The sequence below is a fragment of the Streptomyces sp. NPDC004266 genome (assembly GCF_042874095.1).
Taxonomy (GTDB): Bacteria; Actinomycetota; Actinomycetes; order Streptomycetales; family Streptomycetaceae; genus Streptomyces.
Window position 1 is genome coordinate 60136 of sequence record NZ_JBIAMM010000019.1, and the last position, 19417, is coordinate 79552.

A 19417-nucleotide genomic window follows, 5' to 3' on the forward strand; every position below is an offset into this window, starting at 1 on the left:
GGCATCACTCGTCACCACCCTGGGGGGATCCTCGTGCGGGCAGCAAGAACGAGAACGACGGCCGCGGTCCTGCTGGCGGCCTCACTGGTCCTGACCGGCTGCGGCGCGGGCGCCACGGAAACGGCCTCGGACGGCAAGGGGGGCATGGCGGCGGCGAGGCCCGCCGACGCGGGGGCCGAGGGCGCCGCGGACCGCTCGGCCGCCGAGGGCTCCGCGGGGGCCGCCGGGAAGCCCGCGCCGAAGCCGGCGGCCGGGCAGCACGTCATCCGTACCGCCTCGCTCTCCGTGGAGGTGAAGGACGCGGCGAAGGCGCTGGTCACGGCCCGCCGGGTGGCGACGGACGCGGGCGGGCACGTGGAGAGCGAGTCGACGGAGCGCGTCGACGACGCGTACCTCGCCTCGCAGATCGTGCTGCGGGTGCCGCAGGAGCGGTACGACTCCGTGCTCACCGAGCTCGCGGGCACCGGGAAGCTCCTCGACCGCAAGGCGGACGCCAAGGACGTCACCGACCAGGTGGTGGACGTGGAGAGCCGGATCGCCACCCAGCGGGCGAGCGTGGCGCGGGTGCGGGCCCTGATGGGCCGGGCGGAGAAGCTGTCCGACGTGGTGACTCTGGAGGGCGAGCTGAGCCGCCGTCAGGCGGACCTGGAGGCGCTGCTCGCCCAGCAGTCCTCGCTGAGGGACCGGACGACGATGGCGACGATCACCCTGCGGCTCTCCGAGAAGGAGGAGCCGCCGGCGGAGGAGCGGGAGGAGGGCCGTCCCGGCTTCGGGGACGCCCTGAGCGGCGGCTGGAACGCACTGGCGGGCGCGGCGGCCTGGATCGGGATCGTCCTGACCGCCCTGGCCCCGTGGCTGGCGGTCGCCCTGGTCGCCCTCGTCCTGTGGCGCCGTCTCGTCCGGCCGCGCCTCGCGGCCCGCCCCCGGCCGACGGCCTCCGCCCCCGCCCTGCCGGACACCCCGCGGAACGCCGCCGGAGCACCGGTGGCTCCGGCGGCTCCTGAGCCGGGGTCGGCCGCCGGGGACCCGGTGCCTCCCCGACCCCGGGAGTCCCCGGAGAAGTAGTTCCGTCCCATCATGAGTCCCATGAGTCTCATGAGCGAACGACTGGTGGTCATCGGCGGCGACGCGGCGGGCATGTCCGCCGCGTCGCAGGCGCGTCGGTTCAGGTCTCCCGACGAGCTGGAGATCGTCGCCTTCGAGCGCGGGCACTTCTCCTCGTACTCGGCCTGCGGCATCCCGTACTGGGTCGGCGGGGACGTGGCCACGCGCGGGGAGCTGATCGCGCGCTCCCCCGAGGAGCACCGCGCCCGTGACATCGACCTGCGGACGCGGACCGAGGTGACGGAGATCGACGTCCCGGGGCAGCGGGTCCGCTCGCGGAACCTGGAGGCGGGCACGGAGGCGTGGACGGGCTTCGACAAGCTGGTGATCGCGACCGGGGCCCGGCCGCTGCGCCCGCCGCTGCCGGGGATCGACGCGCCCGGGGTGCACGGGGTGCAGACCCTCGACGACGGCCAGGCGCTGCTCGACTCGCTGTCCGCCACGCCGGGGCGGCGGGCGGTCGTCGTCGGCGCCGGGTACATCGGGGTGGAGATGGCGGAGGCCCTGCTGAACCGGGGCTACGAGGTGACGGTGCTGACCCGTGGCGAGCAGCCGATGGCGACCCTCGACCCGGACATGGGGCGGCTCGTGCACCGGGCGATGGACGGGCTGGGGATCAGGACGGTCGTCTCGGCGCCGGTGACGAAGATCCTGACGGGTTCGGACGGCCGGGTGCGGGCGGTGGCGACGGAGGCGGACGAGTACCCGGCGGACGTGGTGGTGCTCGGCACGGGCGTGGAGCCGGAGACCTCGCTCGCGCGGGCGGCGGGGCTGCCCCTCGGGGCACACGGCGGGCTGCTCACCGACCTGTCGATGCGGGTCCGGGGCCACGGGAACGTCTGGGCGGGCGGCGACTGCGTGGAGGTCCTGGACCTGGTCTCGGGCCGGGAGCGGCACGTGCCGCTGGGCACGCACGCGAACAAGCACGGCCAGGTGATCGGGGCGAACGTGGGCGGCGGTTACGCGACCTTCCCGGGCGTGGTGGGCACGGCGGTGTCGAAGGTGTGCGACCTGGAGATCGCGCGGACGGGCCTGCGGGAGAAGGACGCCCGTGAGGTGGGGCTGCGGTTCGTGGCGGTGACGGTGGAGTCGACGAGCCGGGCGGGCTACTACCCGGGGGCGGCGCCGATGACGGTGAAGATGCTGGCCGAGCGGCGCACGGGCCGGCTGCTCGGGGTGCAGATCGTGGGCCGGGAGGGCGCGGCGAAGCGGGTGGACATCGCGGCGGTGGCGCTCACGGCGGGGATGACGGTGGAGGCGATGACGGCCCTGGACCTGGGGTACGCGCCGCCGTTCTCGCCGGTGTGGGACCCGGTGCTGATCGCGGCGCGGAAGGCGTCGGGGGCCGTGCGCGCGGCGGGCTGACCCGAGCGGCGCAGCGACGGGGCGTGACGATTTGCGACCATGACGTCACCATGCGTGACTGTTCGCATGATCCGACACATGACGCGCGCGCTCTGCGCCGCCACTCTCGTCATAGCCCCGGTCGCCCTGGCGGCCACGCCCGCCCACGCGGTGACCACGTGCCAGGTCAACGGCGTCACCGTCAGCAGCACGAACGTCGTCGGCACCGCGGGCTCCGACCGCATCACCTGCGGCTCGCTGGCCCCCGGCGACCAGGTCAGCGGCCTCGGCGGCGCCGACTACATCCTCATCGGCGGCGGTCTCGGCAGCGGTGCCGTCGTCCGGGGCGGCACCGGCCAGGACTACGTCCAGGTCAACGGCACCGTCGGGCCGATGGCCCAGGTCCTCGGCGAGGCGGACGGCGACTTCGTCCGCACCGGCACGAACCTGGGCGTCGTCAACGGCGGCACCGGGTTCGACCTGTGCCGGGTGGCGGGCGGCAACCCGCCCGTCAGCTGCGAGGCCTGAGGCCCCCCGACCACGAGGCACGACCCCCGTTCCCTGTGCGCCGCCGGTGTCCCGGCGGCGCACAGGGGCGCGTGGGCACCGCTCAGCGGGCGGTGCGCGCGTGCACGTACTCGACGAGACGGCTCAGCGCGTCCGGGTCCATCGCCGGCATGACGCCGTGGCCCAGGTTGAAGACGTGCCCCTCCAGGCCCTCGGCGGCGGCCAGGACCTCGTCGGTCTTGGCCTCCACGACCTCGCGCGAGGCGAAGAGCACGGCCGGGTCCAGGTTGCCCTGGAGGGCCTTGCCGGGGCCGACGCGGCGGGCGGCCTCGTCGAGCGGGACGCGCCAGTCGACGCCGACGACGTCCGCGCCGGCCTCGCCCATCAGGCCGAGGAGCTCGCCCGTGCCGACGCCGAAGTGGATGCGCGGGACGCCGTAGGAGGCGACCGCGTCGAAGACCTTGGTGGAGGCCGGCATCACCGAGCGGCGGTAGTCGGCCGGGGCGAGGGCGCCGACCCAGGAGTCGAAGAGCTGCACGGCGGAGGCGCCGGCCTCGATCTGGACCTTGAGGAAGGTCGAGGTGATCTCGGCGAGGCGGTCGAGCAGGTCGGCCCAGAGCTGCGGGTCGCCGTACATGAGCGCCTTGGTGTGCTCGTGGCTGCGCGACGGGCCGCCCTCGACGAGGTAGCTCGCGAGGGTGAAAGGCGCGCCGGCGAAGCCGATGAGCGGGGTGTCGCCCAGCTCCTCGGTGAGCATGCCGATGGCCTCGGTGACGTAGTGGACGTCCTCGGGGGTGAGGTCGCGCAGCCGGGCCAGGTCGGCGCGGGTGCGGATCGGGTCGGCGACGACCGGACCGACGCCGGGCTTGATGTCGAGGTCGAGGCCGATGGCCTTGAGCGGGACGACGATGTCGCTGAAGTAGATGGCGGCGTCGACCTTGTGGCGGCGCACCGGCTGGAGCGTGATCTCGGTGACCAGCTCGGGCCGCATGCACGACTCGAGCATGGGGATGCCCTCGCGGACCTTCAGGTACTCGGGGAGGGAGCGCCCGGCCTGTCGCATGAACCAGACGGGGGTGTGGGGGACCGGCTCGCGCCGGCACGCCTTGAGAAACGCGGAGTCGTACGTCCGCGACTGCTGCTTCGTCTGCTGGCCCTGCGGGCTGTCCATGGCACTCACGCCCAAATCTTCGCATGTGGCGGGAAGCCGCTCGTCCGGGCCGGGTGTCCTCCCTGCGCGGAGGCCCCGTTCCGCCTACTCTTCCCCGCATGGCTGCGGCTCAGGGACATTTTTCCGATCATTCCGACGGCGATCGAGGGGCGGACGAAAGGGCGGACAGTACGGAGGCGAATCCGGTTCCGCCCGCGTTCCGGCGGGCGGTGGAGGCCTTGCGGTCGGCGAGGCTGCGGTCCGAGATCGAGATCGACCCGACCAGGCCGCCGCAGCGGCTCGCCCCCTACGCGTACGCGGTGGAGGCGGCCGTCGTGGAGGGCGAGGAGGACCTGGCGGACGGGCGGCTCGTGCTGCTGCACGACCCGGACGGCCACGAGGCCTGGAAGGGCACGTTCCGCCTGGTGACCCTGGTCCGTGCGGAGCTGGAGCCGGAGATGGCGGCGGACCCGCTGCTGCCCGAGGTGTGCTGGTCCTGGCTGACCGGGGCGATGGAGGCGCGGGGGCTCGCGTACGGGGAGGCGAGCGGGACCGTGACGATGGCGGGCTCGCACTACTTCGGCGGGCTCGCGGACCGCAGGCCGGCGACCCAGATCGAGATCCGGGCGTCCTGGACCCCGCGCGAGGGCCTGGGCGGGGTGCCGGACACGGGGGCGCACCTGGCGGCCTGGTGCGATCTGCTCTGCCAGATCGCGGGCCTGCCGCCCGCGTCGGCGGACCCCGGGGCGGGGACGGTGACGGGCGCGGGGGTCGTCTCGCTGCCCCAGCGCCGGGGGCCACAGGGGGCCTGAGGGGCCCGGCGCGGCCCGTGGCCCCCTTCGAAGGGGCGCCCCGGCACTCCCTCGTGGGGGTGAAGGGGCGGGGGCCGCTCGTAGGATGATCGATCACGCGTCCGAATTGCCCTAATTGTTACTCACCAAATCGTGATCTTTCCCTAAAGGCGGGCGGCCCGGCTGCCGAAGGAGTCAGTGACCCCTTCACAGCACGGGTTCGCCCCCGGCTTCTTCCCCGAGCCGGCTCCGTCCCGCACCCTTCCCCCCAGGAGGCCTGGTGTCCGTTCTCCTCGAGCAGCCCGCAAGCCTGGTCGCCTACCGCCCGAACAAGCCGACGGCCATGGTCGTCGTGGCCGATCCGCGCGTCCGTTCCACCGTGACCCGCCACCTGTGGGCCCTCGGAGTACGCGACGTGATCGAGGCTTCGTCCATCGCGGAGGCCCGTCCCCGCGTCGGCAACCCGCGCGACATCTGCGTGGCCGACGTCCACCTGCCCGACGGCAGCGGCCTGACCCTGCTGTCCGAGACCCGCGCGGCGGGCTGGCCCAACGGCCTCGCCCTCTCGGCCGCCGACGACATCGGCGCCGTTCGCAACGCCCTGGCGGGCGGTGTGAAGGGCTACGTCGTCACCGGCACCCGGACCAACATCGGTCACCCGACCCGCCCCGGCGCCGCCCCCATCGGCTCCGCGGCGGCCCGCCTCGGCCACCGCCGCCCCCCGGGTGCCCCGAGCCACCCGGGCGGCTACCGCGAGCTCTCCGGCCGTGAGGTCGAGGTGCTGCGGCTCGTCGCGGAGGGCCAGTCGAACAAGGCGATCGGCGTCTCCATGGGCCTCTCCGCCCTCACCGTCAAGAGCCACCTCGCCCGCATCGCCCGCAAGCTGGGCACCGGCGACCGCGCCGGCATGGTCGCGGTGGCCCTGCGGACGGGGATCATCCACTGACGGCCGGTGGACACGGGCCCGCGCCTGTCGGCGGAACGTTCCGTCGGCAGGCGCTTGCCGTCGACCGATACCCTTGACACGTGACCGACGCCCAAGAGACCGCAGCAGACACAGCACTGCGCACCACCGGGGGCGGCCCCCCGGACGACGATGTCCCTGCGAATGGGCTTCCGATCCCGTTGCTGGAGCCCCGCGAGGGGGTTCCGCCCGTCGTCGAGACCGAGGACGCCCTCGCCGAGGTGATCGCCGCGTTCGCCGCCGGGAGCGGTCCCGTGGCCGTGGACGCCGAGCGCGCCTCCGGCTACCGCTACGGCCAGCGCGCCTATCTCGTCCAGCTCCGCCGCGAGGGCGCGGGCACCGCGCTCATCGACCCCGTCGGCTGCCCCGACCTCTCGGGGCTCGGGGAGGCGCTCGCCGGGACCGAGTGGATCCTGCACGCCGCGACCCAGGACCTCCCGTGCCTGCGCGACATAGGCATGCTCCCCACCTCCCTCTTCGACACCGAGCTGGCCGGCCGTCTCGCGGGCTTTCCGCGGGTCGGCCTCGGCGCGATGGTCGAGTCCGTCCTCGGCTACGCCCTGGAGAAGGGCCACTCCGCGGTCGACTGGTCGACCCGTCCGCTGCCCGAGCCGTGGCTGCGGTACGCGGCGCTCGACGTCGAGCTCCTCGTCGACCTGCGCGACGCGCTGGAGAAGGAGCTCGACCGGCAGGGCAAGCTGGAGTGGGCCCGCCAGGAGTTCGACGCGATCGCCTCGGCCCCGCCCGCGCCGCCGCGCAAGGACCCGTGGCGCCGCACCTCCGGCATGCACAAGGTGCGCCGCCGGCGTCAGATGGCGGTCGTACGGGAGCTGTGGACGGCCCGTGACAAGGTCGCCCAGCGACGCGACGTCTCCCCCGGCAAGGTGCTGAGCGACGCGGCGATCGTGGAGGCGGCGCTCGCGGTGCCGGTGAACGTGGCCGCGCTCACCGCGCTGCCCGGCTTCGGCAACCGGATGGGCCGCCGTCAGCTGGAGCAGTGGCAGGCCGCGGTGGACCGTGCCCGGGCCCTCCCGGAGAGCGAGCTGCCCCAGCCGGGCCAGCAGGTGGCGGGCCCGCCCCCGCCGCGCGCCTGGGCGGACAAGGACCCGGTCGCGGCGGCCCGCCTCGCGGCGGCGCGCGCGGCGGTCTCGGCGCTCGCGGAGGAGCTGAACCTCCCGCAGGAGAACCTGATCACCCCGGACACCGTGCGCCGGGTCTGCTGGGAGCCGCCGTCCCCGGGCACCCCGGAGGCGGTCGCCGCCGCCCTCACCGGCCACGGCGCCCGCCCGTGGCAGGTGGAGCTGGTGACCCCGCTGCTGGTGAAGGCGCTGACGGCGAGCGCGTGACCGGACAGGAAGGGCCCCCTGCGCCCCTCGGGACGCAGGGGGCCCTTCGCTAGGGCGCCGGGCTGAGGTTGCCGGCGGTGTCCATGTCGAAGACCCCGTTGGTCTTGCCGTCGACCTTGAGGTGCTTCAGCCAGTGCTTCGAGAGCTCGTGCACGTTCCCGTGCTGCATCTCCCACGGCACGGAATGCCCCGCGCAGGCCAGCTTGACCATCAGCTTGTGGGAGCCCGTGACGGCCTTGTAGAGCGCCGGGACGGAGAAGTTGAGTTCGTCATTGGGGTTGGGCGGTGTCGTGTTCGCCTGCTTGTCGTACTCCCCGTACACGATCAGTACGGGCACGCTTCCGCCGAGCACTCCGCCCTGCTTCGCGGTGGTCTCGTTCCACCCCCACCGGGTGAAGCTCCTGAACCGGCTGAGCCCGTCGATGCCTCCCCAGACGCTGCCGACCGGGTCGCTCTTCAGCAGCGCGTCCCAGACCACGTCGACGATGCCGTCCTCGCGCTGACCGTCGCAGTGCAGTTCGCCGCCCCAGCCGTTCGGGGAAGACAGTCCGGCCTTCGTGCTGAGGTTGGTCGGGAAGCCCGGCACCGGCAGCGTGGCCGGCGGAGTCGAGCTGCCCTTGGGCGGGAAGATCGGCGCCAGCAGGAAAAGGCTCTCGACCTTGCCGGGGTTCTTGACCGCGTAGGGCCCCATCCAGAACGCGGCGGCGGACCAGCCGATGAAGGCGACCTTGTCCGCCTCGCACAGCTCACGGATGAACTCCACGACGGTGTGCAGCTCGTCCCAGTCGCTGTACGAGGTGTTCAGCTGGTACGGGTAGTTCGGCGGGCCCGGCGTGAATCCCGGCGGCCGCGGCGTCAGCAGCAGCTGCTGGGCGGGGTTGACGTTGCGGGGGTCGTTCATCGTGAGCCGAGCCGAGAGGCCGGAGCCCTGGAGGTCCATCATGAAGACGTCGTAGCCGGCCTGCGCCAGCGCCCCGGCCCAGCTGTAGTCCTTGTACCGGAGGTCGAAGCCCGGGAGCGCCGGGACGCTCCGGCCGTGGAGCATGAGGACCGGCTTGCGCTTCTGCCCCTTGGGCGTGCCGTTGCGTTCTCGTACGAAGAGCTCGACCTCCTCGTCCTTGTTCGCGGGGACGGTGGACGTGTGCCAGACCCAGTGGTCGGTGGTGATGACCTTCGCCATGGGAGTCCGTTCTGTAGGGGGGACCCGGGGTCGCACGCCCCGGTCCGGCCAGCGTCTTCCGGGCGGGTCGGGGGCGCCACGGCACGGTCGCCGGTCTGGGCCCATCGGGTTGCGGGAACCTCCCAACGGAGGGGCGCGCGGAGGGGGCGCGTGCTGTGGTGGGGGATGTGACCTTCGCCGCTTGGCCCCCAGGGGGTGGGCAGCCTGGTTACCCGCAAGTAGCATGGGGGAAGCAAGCGCACGCTTAGACGTGGGCCGCAGCAGCAGTGCCATCCCGCACCCTGGAGGAGAGCCATCGTGCCTCGTACCGTCAGGGACGTCGTCTTCGTCGACGGCGTCCGCACCCCGTTCGGCAAGGCGGGCCCGAAGGGCATCTACCACGAGACCCGCGCCGACGACCTCGTCGTGAAGGCCATCCGGGAGCTGCTGCGCCGCAACCCGGGCCTCGACCCCGCGAAGATCGACGAGGTCGCCATCGCCGCGACCACGCAGATCGGCGACCAGGGCCTGACCCTCGGCCGCACGGCGGGCATCCTCGCCGGGCTGCCGCAGTCGGTGCCGGGCTACTCCATCGACCGCATGTGCGCCGGCGCCCTGACCGCCGTGACCAGCGTCGCCGGTTCGATCGCCTTCGGCGCGTACGACGCCGTCATCGCCGGTGGCGTCGAGCACATGGGCCGCCACCCCATGGGCGAGGGCGTCGACCCGAACCCGCGCTTCGTGTCGGAGAAGCTCGTCGACGAGTCCGCCCTCTTCATGGGCATGACCGCCGAGAACCTGCACGACCGCTACCCGAGCATCACCAAGCAGCGCGCCGACGAGTACGCCGTGCGCTCGCAGGAGAAGGCCGCCAAGGCGTACGCCGACGGCAAGATCCAGCAGGACCTGGTGCCGATCTCGGTGCGCCGCACCGACGCCTCCACCGGCGAGACCGGCTGGGGCCTGGTCACCGCCGACGAGCCGATGCGCCCGGGCACCACCCTGGAGTCGCTGGCCGACCTGAAGACGCCGTTCCGCGTCCACGGCAAGGTCACCGCGGGCAACGCGGCCGGTCTCAACGACGGCGCCACCGCCTCGATCATCGCCTCCGAGGACTTCGCCCGGGAGAACGACCTCCCGGTCAAGATGCGTCTCGTCTCGTACGCCTTCGCCGGCGTCGAGCCCGAGGTCATGGGCTACGGCCCGATCCCGGCCACCGAGAAGGCCCTCGCCCAGGCGGGTCTGTCCATCGAGGACATCGGCCTCTTCGAGATCAACGAGGCCTTCGCGGTCCAGGTCCTCGCCTTCCTCGAGCACTACGGCATCGCCGACGACGACGCCCGCGTGAACCAGTACGGCGGCGCGATCGCCTACGGTCACCCGCTGGCCTCCTCCGGCGTCCGCCTCATGACGCAGCTGGCCCGCCAGTTCGAGGAGAACCCGCAGGTCCGTTACGGCCTCAACACCATGTGCGTCGGCTTCGGCATGGGCGCGACGGTCATCTGGGAGAACCCCCACTGGGAGGGCAAGTGAGCACCACCGCCGAGCTTCTGAAGGGCGCCGCCGAGCTCTTCCCGGACGAGGTCGTCACCAGCGCCCACGTACGGCACTTCGAACTGCCCGCGGGCGCGGGCCGGTTCGCGCTGATCACGCTGGACAACGGCTTCGACCACACCAAGCCGACCACCTTCGGCCCGCAGTCCCTCGCCAACCTGAACGCGGCGATCGACCAGGTCGAGGCCGAGGCCGCGAACGGTGAGATCGTCGGCGTCGGCATCACCGGCAAGCCGTTCATCTTCGCCGTCGGCGCCGACCTCAAGGGCGTCGAGCTGCTCAAGAAGCACGACGAGGCGCTCGCCATCGGCAAGGGCGGCCACGACGTCTTCAAGCGCCTCTCCGCGCTCGCCGTGCCGACCTTCGCGTACTACAACGGCGCGGCCATGGGCGGCGGCGTCGAGGTCGGTCTGCACTGCTCGTACCGCACCGTGTCGAAGGCCCTGCCGGCCTTCTCGCTGCCCGAGGTCTTCCTCGGCCTGGTGCCCGGCTGGGGCGGCTGCGCGATCCTGCCGAACCTGATCGGCGCCGAGAAGGCCGTCTCGGTCATCATCGAGAACTCGCTGAACCAGAACCGCCAGCTCAAGGGCAAGCAGGTCTTCGAGCTCGGCATCGCCGACGCGCTGTTCGAGGGCGCCGACTTCCTCGAGCAGTCGCTCATCTGGACCGCCGGCGTCCTGAACGGCTCCGTGACCGTCGAGCGCCCCGAGGTCGACCGCGGCGAGGCCTGGGACCAGGCCGTCGCCAAGGGCCGCGCCATCGCCGACTCCAAGGTGCACGGCGCCGCCCCGGCCGCCTACCGCGCGCTCGACATCATCGCGGCCGCCAAGGACGGCGACCTGCAGAAGGGCTTCGACGCCGAGGACCAGGCCCTCGCGGACCTGATCATGGGCGGCGAGCTGCGCTCCGGCATCTACGCCTTCAACCTGGTGCAGAAGCGCGGCAAGCGCCCCGCCGGCGCCCCGGACAAGTCGCTGGCCCGCCCGGTCACCAAGGTCGGTGTCGTCGGCGCCGGTCTGATGGCCTCCCAGCTCGCCCTGCTCTTCCTGCGCCGCCTGGAGGTGCCGGTCGTCCTGACCGACATCGACCAGGAGCGCGTCGACAAGGGCGTGGGCTACGTCCACGCCGAGATCGAGAAGCTGCTCGGCAAGGGCCGCATCAACCAGGACAAGGCCAACCGCCTCAAGGGCCTGGTCTCCGGTGTCCTCGACAAGGCCGAGGGCTTCGCGGACGCGGACTTCATCATCGAGGCCGTGTTCGAGGAGATGTCCGTCAAGCAGAAGGTGTTCGCTGAGGTCGAGGCGGTCGCCCCGGCGCACGCGATCCTCGCCACCAACACCTCCTCGCTCTCCGTCTCGGAGATGGCCTCCAAGCTCCAGCACCCGGAGCGCGTGGTCGGCTTCCACTTCTTCAACCCGGTCGCGATCCTCCCGCTCCTGGAGATCGTCCGCGGCGAGAAGACCGACGACGCCTCCCTGGCCACCGCCTTCGGCGTCGCCAAGAAGCTGAAGAAGACCGCGGTCCTCACCAAGGACGCCCCGGCGTTCGTCGTGAACCGCATCCTCACCCGCTTCATGGGCGAGATCCAGAACGTCATCGACGAGGGCACCCCGGTGGAGACCGCCGAGAAGGCCATCGAGCCGCTCGGCCTGCCGATGTCCCCGCTGGTCCTCCTGGAGCTCGTCGGCCCGGCCATCGGCCTGCACGTCTCCGAGACCCTGAACCGCGCCTTCCCGGAGCGCTTCAAGGTCTCCCCCAACCTGAAGGCGGTCGTCGAGGCCGGCAAGCGCGGCTTCTACGTCTACAAGCCGGAGAACGGCTTCAAGCCGGAGCTCGACCCCGAGGTCGCCGCGCTCCTGAAGCAGGGCGACGTCGTCCTGACGGAGGAGCAGGTCCGCGACCGCGTCCTCGACGCGGTGGCCCAGGAGATCGGCCTCATGCTGGAGGAGGGTGTCGTCGCCGAGGCGCAGGACATCGACCTCTGCCTGATCACCGGTGCGGGCTGGCCCTTCCACCTGGGCGGCATCACGCCGTACCTGGACCGTGAGGGCGTCTCCGAGCGCGTCAACGGCAAGCGTTTCCTGGCGCAGGGCGTGGCGAGCGTCCCGGCGTAACACCCGGGCGCGTCGAGACGACGGCCCCGGCACCTCGCACAGGTGCCGGGGCCGTTTCCCGTGTCGCGGGCGGCGTCACCCTATGGAGCGCCAGCCTTCGAGCAGCAGCCCCTCGGCCCCCGCCTTCTGACGGGTGGTGACCGGCGTGCGCCCGTCGGCCACGGTCATCGCGACCAGACCGCCGTCGAGGCCCCGGGTGAGGACGGCGTCCAGGTTCCCGTGCCGCTCCCCGGTCTCCGACCAGTTCAGGCCCTCCGCCTCCTGCTCGCTGGGGTAGGCGGCGAGGGCGAGCCGGCCGTCCTCGGACTGCTGGGCGAGGACCGTGCAGTCGAAGCCGTCGATGAGGCAGCGGGTGGCGGACAGCCGGCCGGTGCCGACGGCCTTGCCCAGCGGCGTCGGCTGCAGGGAGCGCTCAGGCGACCAGGCCATGACCCGGCCCTCCTGGTCGAGGTAGAAGAGCGTCGCGTGCCCGGAGGGGCCGGTGACGGCCGCGAGGGTGCCCATGGTCACCGAGGCGGGCAGTATCTCCTCGCGCAGCGGCTTCGCCCCGGCTTCGCGCTGTACGTAGCGGACGAGGCCCGTGGCGTGCGAGCTGTACAGCTCGACGAGGCCGGAGCCGTTGGTGAGGGCGACCGGCGAGGGGTCGGTCCTGGAGCCCTTCAGGTCCCACCAGGGGTGCCAGCCGCCCGCGTCCTTCTGGGCGCGGACGCTGAGGCCGCCGCCGCCGTTCCGCACGAAGGCGTAGACGCGGCCCTGGGCGTCCACGGCGACGGCGGGGTTGCCGGTCCAGGGGCCCTTGCCGTTCGAGTGCCCCAGGGGCCGCCAGGCGGCCGCGGGACGGCCCGTCTGGAACTGGACGGCGTGCACCAGCTCGACGTGGCCCTCGTCCCCGCCCGTGGGCCGCAGGCCGACGAGGTGGACGTAGCGGTCGGCGCCCTGGCCGACGGCGAGGAAGGGGGTCAGGCCGTCGCCGCCGAGGGAGACGGGGCCGCTCCAGCCGCCGCCGGGCTCCTCGGTCCAGCGCACCACCTCGCCGTCCCGGGGCAGGTAGGCGCTGAACCGGCCCTCCTCCCCTCTGGTCAGCCAGCCGCCCTGGAGCACGGGGGCGGCGGGGCCGTGGGAACGGTCGTGGGGGGCCTGGGATCGATTCGCCATGAGGGGATCCAGCACTCCGGTCGTCGGGAGGAGTTCGGGTACGAACCGACTGTATCCGCCCTCCCGGACGCTCTTCGCCGCGCCCGGGGCCCCGCGGCCCCGGGCCGCTCAGTACCGGGCTTCCCGGCCCTCCCGACCGAGCCGGCTGTGACCGCGCCCGTACAGGAAGTACACGAAGAAGCCGATCACCATCCAGACGGCGAAGCGGAACCAGGTCTCGCCCGGCAGGTTGAGCATCAGCCAGACCGAGGCGGCGACGGAGAGGATCGGCAGCACGGGCACCCAGGGGGTGCGGAAGGCACGCGGCAGGTCGGGGCGGGTGCGGCGGAGGATGATGACGCCGATGGCGACCATGACGAAGGCGAAGAGGGTGCCGATGTTCACCAGGGTCGCGAGCTCGTTGATGCTGGTGAAGCCGGCGACGATGGCGATGACCACACCGAGCAGGATGGTCGGCCGGTACGGGGTCCTGAACCGGGGGTGCGTGACCGAGAAGAAGCGCGGCAGCAGGCCGTCGCGGCTCATCGCGAAGAAGACGCGGGTCTGGCCGAGCAGCAGGATCAGACAGACCGTGGTGAGACCGACGGCGGCGCCGAAGCTGATCACGCCCGCGTACCAGGGGTGTCCCGCCGCCTTGAAGGCGTCGGCGAGCGGGGCGCTGGTGGACAGCTGCGTGTACTTCTCCATGCCGGTGACGACGAGGGCGACCGCCACGTACAGCACGGTGCAGATGAAGAGCGAGCCGAGGATGCCCCGGGGCATGTCCCGCTGCGGCAGCTTGGTCTCCTCCGCGGCGGTGGCCACCACGTCGAAGCCGATGAAGGCGAAGAAGACGACGGAGGCGGCGGTGAAGATGCCCATGACGCCGAAGTTCGTCGGCTCGTAGCCGAAGATCAGCTGGACCATCGGCGAGTTCCAGCCGGAGGTGCCGCCGGGCGGGGAGACGGCCGGCGGGATGAAGGGCTTGTAGTTGTCGCCGACGATGAAGAACAGGCCGGCGATGATCACGATCATCACCACGGTCACCTTGATCGCGACGACGACCGCGGTGATCCGGGCGGAGAGCTTCATGCCCAGGACGAGGACGACGGTCAGCACGAGGACGAGCAGGAAAGCCAGGATGTCGAAGGTGCCGCCCGCGACGTCCGGGCCCTCCAGCGAGGCCGGCAGGTGCCAGCCGATGTTGTCCATCAGGGATCTGACGTACCCGGACCAGCCGACGGCGACCACCGCCGTACCGAGGGCGAACTCCAGGACCAGGTCCCAGCCGATGATCCAGGCGGGCAGCTCGCCGATCGAGGCGTACGCGAAGGTGTACGCCGATCCCGCCACCGGCACCGTCGAGGCGAACTCGGCGTAGCACAGGGCGGCGAGCGCGCAGACGATGCCGGCGGCGACGAAGGCGAGGGCGGTGGCCGGTCCGGCGTTCTCCTTGGCGACCTTGCCGGTGAGGACGAAGATGCCGGTGCCGATGATGACGCCGACGCCGAACACCGTCAGGTCCCAGGCCGACAGGGACTTCCGGAGCGCGTGCTCCGGCTCCTCGGTGTCGCGGATCGACTGTTCGACCGTCTTGGTCCGGAACATTCCGGTATTGGCTCGTGGCTGCTGGTCCGTACTCACGTCCACCTCCCTGCCATGGGGCTGCCCGCCCTGTGGCCAGAATGCACGCGAAAGGGCCGGTCGGCACTCCGAAGAGTGATCCGACCGGCCCAAAGGTGACGCCGGGTGATGCCGATCCGTCAGTCGCGGGCGGGCTCCACGGCCTTGGCGCTGCTCTCGAACCGTCCGTCGAGCCGCGAGACCAGACCGGTGACCTGGCGCGCGATGTCCGGGGCGGTCAGCCCGATCTCGGCCAGGACCTCGCCGCGGGAGGCGTGGTCGAGGAAGCGCGGCGGGATGCCGAAGTCACGCAGCGGTACGTCCACACCGGCGTCGCGCAGCGCCTGGGCGACGGCGGAGCCGACGCCGCCGACGCGGCTGTTGTCCTCGACGGTGACGACGACCCGGTGGCGCTCGGCCAGCGGGGCGAGGGCCTCGTCGACCGGCTTGACCCAGCGGGGGTCGACGACGGTGGTGGAGATGCCCTGCTTGTCGAGCAGGTCGGCGATCTCCAGGCACATCGGCGCGAGGGCGCCCACGGAGACCAGCAGGACGTCGGGCCGCTCGCTGTCGGCCTCGCGGAGCACGTCCATGCCGCCGACGCGGCGCACGGCGGGGACGGCCGGGCCGACCGCGCCCTTCGAGAAGCGCACCACGGTCGGGGCGTCGGTGACCTCGACGGCCTCGCGCAGCTGGGCGCGGACCTGGTCGGCGTCGCGCGGGGCGGCGAGCCGCAGGCCGGGCACGACCTGGAGGATCGACATGTCCCACATGCCGTTGTGCGAGGCGCCGTCGGTGCCGGTGACGCCGGCCCGGTCCAGGACGAAGGTGACGCCGCACTTGTGCAGGGCCACGTCCATCAGGACCTGGTCGAAGGCGCGGTTCAGGAAGGTCGCGTAGACCGCGAAGACCGGGTGGAGGCCGCCGGTGGCGAGGCCGGCCGCGGAGACCGCGCCGTGCTGCTCGGCGATGCCGACGTCGAAGACCCGCTCGGGGAAGGCCTTGGCGAACTTGTCGAGGCCGACGGGCTGGAGCATGGCCGCCGTGATGGCGACGATGTCCGCGCGCTCCTTGCCGAGCGCCACCATCTCCTCGCCGAAGACCGAGGTCCAGTCGGCGCCGGAGGAGGCGATGGGCAGGCCGGTGTCGGGGTGGATCTTGCCGACGGCGTGGAAGCGGTCGGCCTCGTCCTGGAGGGCGGGCTGGTAGCCGCGGCCCTTCTCGGTGAGGCAGTGGACGATCACCGGGCCGCCGAAGCGCTTGGCGCGCGTGAGGGCGGACTCCAGGGCCTCGATGTCGTGGCCGTCGATGGGGCCGACGTACTTGAGGCCGAGGTCCTCGAACATGCCCTGGGGGGCGATGAAGTCCTTGAGGCCCTTCTTGGCGCCGTGCAGGGTCTCGTAGAGCGGCTTCCCGACGACCGGGGTGCGCTCCAGGATGTCCTTGCCGCGGGCGAGGAAGCGCTCGTAGCCGTCGGTGGTGCGCAGGGTGGCCAGGTGGTTGGCGAGGCCGCCGATGGTGGGCGCGTAGGAGCGCTCGTTGTCGTTGACGACGATGACGAGCGGGCGGTCCTTGGCGGCGGCGATGTTGTTCAGCGCCTCCCAGGCCATGCCGCCGGTGAGGGCGCCGTCGCCGATGACCGCGACGACGTGGTCGTCCTTCTTCAGGACCTCGTTCGCCTTGGCCAGGCCGTCGGCCCAGCCGAGGACGGTGGAGGCGTGCGAGTTCTCGATGACGTCGTGCTCGGACTCGGCCTGCGAGGGGTAGCCGGAGAGGCCGCCCTTCATCTTGAGCTTCGAGAAGTCCTGGCGCCCGGTGAGGAGCTTGTGGACGTAGCTCTGGTGGCCGGTGTCCCAGAGGACCTTGTCCTTCGGGGAGTCGAACACCCGGTGCAGGGCGATGGTCAGCTCGACCACACCGAGGTTGGGGCCGAGGTGCCCGCCGGTCTTGGAGACGGCGTCCACGAGGAACGTCCTGATCTCGTCGGCCAGCTGGTCCAGCTGTTCCGGGGAGAGCCGGTCCAGATCTCGCGGTCCCCTGATACGGGTCAGCAGAGCCACCCGTTCCTCCTTGCTTTGAGCTGGTCGAGCTTGCCGATTTGTCGAGTCTAATGTTCCGTCTTGGATCGTGGGCATCGGGCCGGGGGGTGAGGCGTCACCCGCACGGCCGACAAGCCGCTGATCTGTACGACTCCGTACGCGCGCGTGCACCGGTCTCCGGTACGCGCGCGCACTGTTCTCCGTACGCGCGCGTGCACTGGTCCGGACGCGCCGCAGCCCGGCACCGGTTTCCGGTGCCGGGCTGCTGTGACGGGGGTTACGCGCGGCCCGCCGTCTTCTGCGTGCGCCGGGAGACCGAGTCGATGATCACGGCGATGAGCAGGACCGCTCCGGTGATCATGTACTGGATCGCGTTCGAGGACAGGTTCATCTGGTTGAGGCCCTGGACGATCGACTGGATGACCAGGATGCCGAGGAGGGCCGACCAGACCTTGCCGCGTCCGCCGAACAGGGACGTGCCGCCGATGACCGCGGCCGCGATGCACATCATCAGCTGGTTGCCGCCGCCGAGGGAGCGGTCGGCGCCGCCCGTCGCGGAGGCGAGGAAGAGACCGCCGACGGCGCCCATCGTGCCGGAGATCATGAAGACCGAGATCCGGATCCACGACACGTTGATGCCGGCGCGGCGGGCGGCCTCGATGCCGCCGCCGACCGCGAAGACCTGGCGGCCGTACGTGGTGCGGCGCAGGACGAAGTCGGTGGCGAGCAGGATCACCAGGAAGATCACCAGGGAGAGCGGCAGGCCCTGCTCCTGGTTGAATCCGTACGCGGCGACGAGGACCAGGACCGCGAGGACGGCGGTGCGCAGGATGATCTCGCTCTGCGGGCGGTGCGGCAGCTCGGCGGCCTTGCGGCGGCGGGAGTCGCGCAGCTGGGCGAGGTAGAAGGCGGCGATCACGACCACGGCGAGGCCGTAGGCGGCGGCGACGTCGGAGAAGTAGTACTTGGTGAGGTCGTTGACGAAGCTGCCGATCGGGGTGGAGATGGTGGAGCGCTCGCCCATCACCCAGGTCTGCAGGCCGGCCCAGCCGAGGAAGCCGGCGAGGGTGACGACGAAGGCGGGCACGCCGATCTTGGCGAAGACCAGGCCGTGGAAGGCGCCGATCAGGGTGCCGGACAGGATGCCGAGGAGGATGGCGAGGCCGTCGGGCATGTCGGTGCCGAGGACGCCCCAGACCGAGCCGGCCAGGCCCGCCACGGAGCCGACGGCGAGGTCGATCTCGCCGAGCAGCAGGACGAAGACGATGCCGACGGCCATGATGCCGGGGCCGACCGCGTACAGGGTGATCTGGTCGAGGTTGTACGAGGTGATGAAGTTGCCGGTGAGGGCCTGGAAGACGATGCCGATGACGATCAGGCCGACGACGACGGGCAGGGAGCCGATCTCGCCCGAGCGGATCTTGCGCTTGAACTCGTCGACGTAGCCCTTGAAGCCCTGCTCGCGGACGAGGAGGCGGGGGTCGACGGCGGGGACCGCGGCGGCGGCCGGGGCCGCCTCCTCGCCCGCGCGCGGCTCGGGCACGGTGTCCTCGGAGGTGCTGGGGGTCGTGCTCACTTCGCTACCTCCGCGTTGCGGGCCTGGCGGCGGGTCACGGCGTTGTCCGTGGCACCGGTGATCGCGGCGATGATCTCTTCGTGCGTGGTGGTGGCCACCGGGAAGGTGCCGTTGTTGCGGCCGAGGCGGAGCACGGCCACGGTGTCGGCGACGGCCTTGACGTCGGCCATGTTGTGGCTGATGAGGATGACGCCGAGGCCCTGCTCGCGCAGCCGCTCGACCAGGTCGAGGACCTGCGCGGTCTGCTCGACGCCGAGCGCGGCGGTGGGCTCGTCCAGGATCACGATCTTCGGGTCGCCGACCAGGGCGCGGGCGATGGCCACGACCTGCCGCTGACCGCCGGAGAGGGCGGCGACGGGGATGCGGACGCTGGGGATGCGGATGGAGAGCGTGGAGAGCAGGTCCTTGGCCCGCTTCTCCATGGCGACCTCGTCGAGGACGCCGCCCTTCTTGATCTCGCGGCCGAGGAACAGGTTGGCGACGACGTCGAGGTTGTCGCAGAGCGCGAGGTCCTGGTAGACGGTCGCGACGCCGAGGTTCTGGGAGTCGTGCGGGCGCTGGATCTCGACGCGCTCGCCCTCCCACTCGATGACGCCCTCGTCGATGGGGTGCACGCCGGCGATCGTCTTGACCAGCGTGGACTTTCCCGCTCCGTTGTCGCCGACGAGCGCGACGACCTCTCCTGCGTGGACTTCGAGATCGACACCGGAGAGGACCTGGACCGCTCCGAACCGCTTGAAGATCCCGCGCAACGCCAGCACGGGCGTCTGGGACACGTGAACCAACTCCTTCGCCGCCCGTGGGGCGGCGGCATGTCGCGCCGCCGGTGCAGCGCCGAAGTTTCGAGGGGGGCTGAGCTCGTCCGGCCCCCGGACCGACAGCGGGGTCTGGGTCGGCCGGGGGCCGGACGGGCTTGAGGGGGGCGGATCCGGGCGTCGTGCGCCGGCCTTGTTACCGGGGGTCTTCACCCTCTGTACTCGGGGCCGCGCGGCGCCCGCTTCGGGGGCGGCTC

Annotated in this window: 15 protein-coding genes; 8 read left to right on the plus strand and 7 right to left on the minus strand. The window is 72.1% G+C overall.

Features of this window, described 5'->3' with window-relative positions; all coding sequences use genetic code 11:
- Positions 1-33: 33 nt before the first annotated feature.
- The 3 genes from ACFYUZ_RS34185 to ACFYUZ_RS34195 all read left to right on the plus strand — a co-directional run bounded on the left by ACFYUZ_RS34185 (position 34) and on the right by ACFYUZ_RS34195 (position 2976).
- Positions 34-1065, plus strand: coding sequence for a DUF4349 domain-containing protein (locus tag ACFYUZ_RS34185; RefSeq protein ID WP_389315885.1), 1032 nt, complete (start codon positions 34-36; stop codon positions 1063-1065).
- Positions 1066-1095: 30 nt separating this feature from the next.
- Positions 1096-2469 (plus strand): FAD-dependent oxidoreductase, encoded by a 1374-nt coding sequence (locus ACFYUZ_RS34190; protein WP_389316016.1) that lies wholly within the window; start codon positions 1096-1098, stop codon positions 2467-2469.
- 78 nt (positions 2470-2547) lie between these two features.
- Positions 2548-2976: a hypothetical protein gene (locus ACFYUZ_RS34195; RefSeq protein WP_389315886.1), complete on the plus strand. Its 429-nt coding sequence runs from the start codon at positions 2548-2550 to the stop codon at positions 2974-2976.
- 82 nt (positions 2977-3058) lie between these two features.
- On the opposite strand, the gene hemE is transcribed toward ACFYUZ_RS34195, so the two are convergent.
- On the minus strand, positions 3059-4135 hold the full coding sequence (hemE, locus tag ACFYUZ_RS34200) for a uroporphyrinogen decarboxylase (RefSeq protein ID WP_389315888.1): 1077 nt from the start codon (positions 4133-4135) through the stop codon (positions 3059-3061).
- Positions 4136-4224: 89 nt separating this feature from the next.
- On the opposite strand from hemE, the gene ACFYUZ_RS34205 reads away from it, so the two are divergent.
- From ACFYUZ_RS34205 to ACFYUZ_RS34215, 3 genes are all read left to right on the plus strand, one after another.
- Positions 4225-4917 carry a DUF3000 domain-containing protein gene (locus tag ACFYUZ_RS34205; RefSeq protein ID WP_389315890.1) on the plus strand — a complete coding sequence of 231 codons (693 nt, stop codon included), beginning with the start codon at positions 4225-4227 and terminating at the stop codon, positions 4915-4917.
- Positions 4918-5176: 259 nt separating this feature from the next.
- Positions 5177-5842, plus strand: a complete 666-nt coding sequence (locus tag ACFYUZ_RS34210; protein ID WP_017242457.1) for a response regulator transcription factor — start codon at positions 5177-5179, stop codon at positions 5840-5842.
- Positions 5843-5922: 80 nt separating this feature from the next.
- Positions 5923-7206, plus strand: a complete 1284-nt coding sequence (locus ACFYUZ_RS34215) for an HRDC domain-containing protein (RefSeq protein ID WP_389315892.1) — start codon at positions 5923-5925, stop codon at positions 7204-7206.
- 49 nt (positions 7207-7255) lie between these two features.
- On the opposite strand, the gene ACFYUZ_RS34220 is transcribed toward ACFYUZ_RS34215, so the two are convergent.
- On the minus strand, positions 7256-8386 hold the full coding sequence (locus ACFYUZ_RS34220) for an alpha/beta hydrolase (RefSeq protein WP_389315894.1): 1131 nt from the start codon (positions 8384-8386) through the stop codon (positions 7256-7258).
- Between the two features lie 297 nt (positions 8387-8683).
- Between ACFYUZ_RS34220 and ACFYUZ_RS34225 the strand changes: the two genes are divergently transcribed.
- Both ACFYUZ_RS34225 and ACFYUZ_RS34230 read left to right on the plus strand, forming a co-directional pair.
- Complete coding sequence (locus tag ACFYUZ_RS34225; RefSeq protein ID WP_389315896.1) at positions 8684-9898, plus strand: thiolase family protein; 1215 nt, start codon at positions 8684-8686, stop codon at positions 9896-9898.
- A complete protein-coding gene (locus ACFYUZ_RS34230; RefSeq protein ID WP_389315898.1) occupies positions 9895-12033 on the plus strand; it encodes a 3-hydroxyacyl-CoA dehydrogenase NAD-binding domain-containing protein in 2139 nt (712 codons plus the stop codon). The genes ACFYUZ_RS34225 and ACFYUZ_RS34230 overlap by 4 nt, the downstream gene beginning before the upstream one ends.
- 75 nt (positions 12034-12108) lie before the next feature.
- Here the strand turns inward: ACFYUZ_RS34230 and ACFYUZ_RS34235 are convergent, their stop codons facing one another.
- The 5 genes from ACFYUZ_RS34235 to ACFYUZ_RS34255 form a co-directional block, all read right to left on the minus strand.
- A complete protein-coding gene (locus ACFYUZ_RS34235; RefSeq protein ID WP_389315899.1) occupies positions 12109-13188 on the minus strand; it encodes a hypothetical protein in 1080 nt (359 codons plus the stop codon).
- Positions 13189-13296: 108 nt separating this feature from the next.
- Complete coding sequence (locus tag ACFYUZ_RS34240; RefSeq protein WP_389315901.1) at positions 13297-14775, minus strand: amino acid permease; 1479 nt, start codon at positions 14773-14775, stop codon at positions 13297-13299.
- Between the two features lie 155 nt (positions 14776-14930).
- Complete coding sequence (dxs, locus tag ACFYUZ_RS34245; RefSeq protein WP_389315903.1) at positions 14931-16850, minus strand: 1-deoxy-D-xylulose-5-phosphate synthase; 1920 nt, start codon at positions 16848-16850, stop codon at positions 14931-14933.
- Between the two features lie 256 nt (positions 16851-17106).
- The gene (locus ACFYUZ_RS34250) at positions 17107-18405 is read right to left on the minus strand and encodes a sugar ABC transporter permease (protein ID WP_389315905.1); all 1299 of its coding nucleotides are present in this window, start codon (positions 18403-18405) and stop codon (positions 17107-17109) included.
- Positions 18402-19190 carry an ATP-binding cassette domain-containing protein gene (locus ACFYUZ_RS34255; RefSeq protein WP_015037000.1) on the minus strand — a complete coding sequence of 263 codons (789 nt, stop codon included), beginning with the start codon at positions 19188-19190 and terminating at the stop codon, positions 18402-18404. Before ACFYUZ_RS34255 ends, ACFYUZ_RS34250 begins: the two co-directional genes overlap by 4 nt.
- Positions 19191-19417 lie beyond the last annotated feature (227 nt).

Excerpts from the sequence above, each read along its gene's own strand:
- ACFYUZ_RS34235 (WP_389315899.1), bottom strand. The coding sequence starts at position 13,188 with ATGGCGAATCGATCCCAGGCCCCCCACGACCGTTCCCACGGCCCCGCC.
- ACFYUZ_RS34220 (WP_389315894.1), bottom strand. The coding sequence starts at position 8,386 with ATGGCGAAGGTCATCACCACCGACCACTGGGTCTGGCACACGTCCACC.
- ACFYUZ_RS34195 (WP_389315886.1), top strand. The coding sequence starts at position 2,548 with ATGACGCGCGCGCTCTGCGCCGCCACTCTCGTCATAGCCCCGGTCGCC.
- ACFYUZ_RS34205 (WP_389315890.1), top strand. The coding sequence starts at position 4,225 with ATGGCTGCGGCTCAGGGACATTTTTCCGATCATTCCGACGGCGATCGA.
- ACFYUZ_RS34190 (WP_389316016.1), top strand. The coding sequence starts at position 1,096 with ATGAGCGAACGACTGGTGGTCATCGGCGGCGACGCGGCGGGCATGTCC.
- ACFYUZ_RS34240 (WP_389315901.1), bottom strand. The coding sequence starts at position 14,775 with ATGTTCCGGACCAAGACGGTCGAACAGTCGATCCGCGACACCGAGGAG.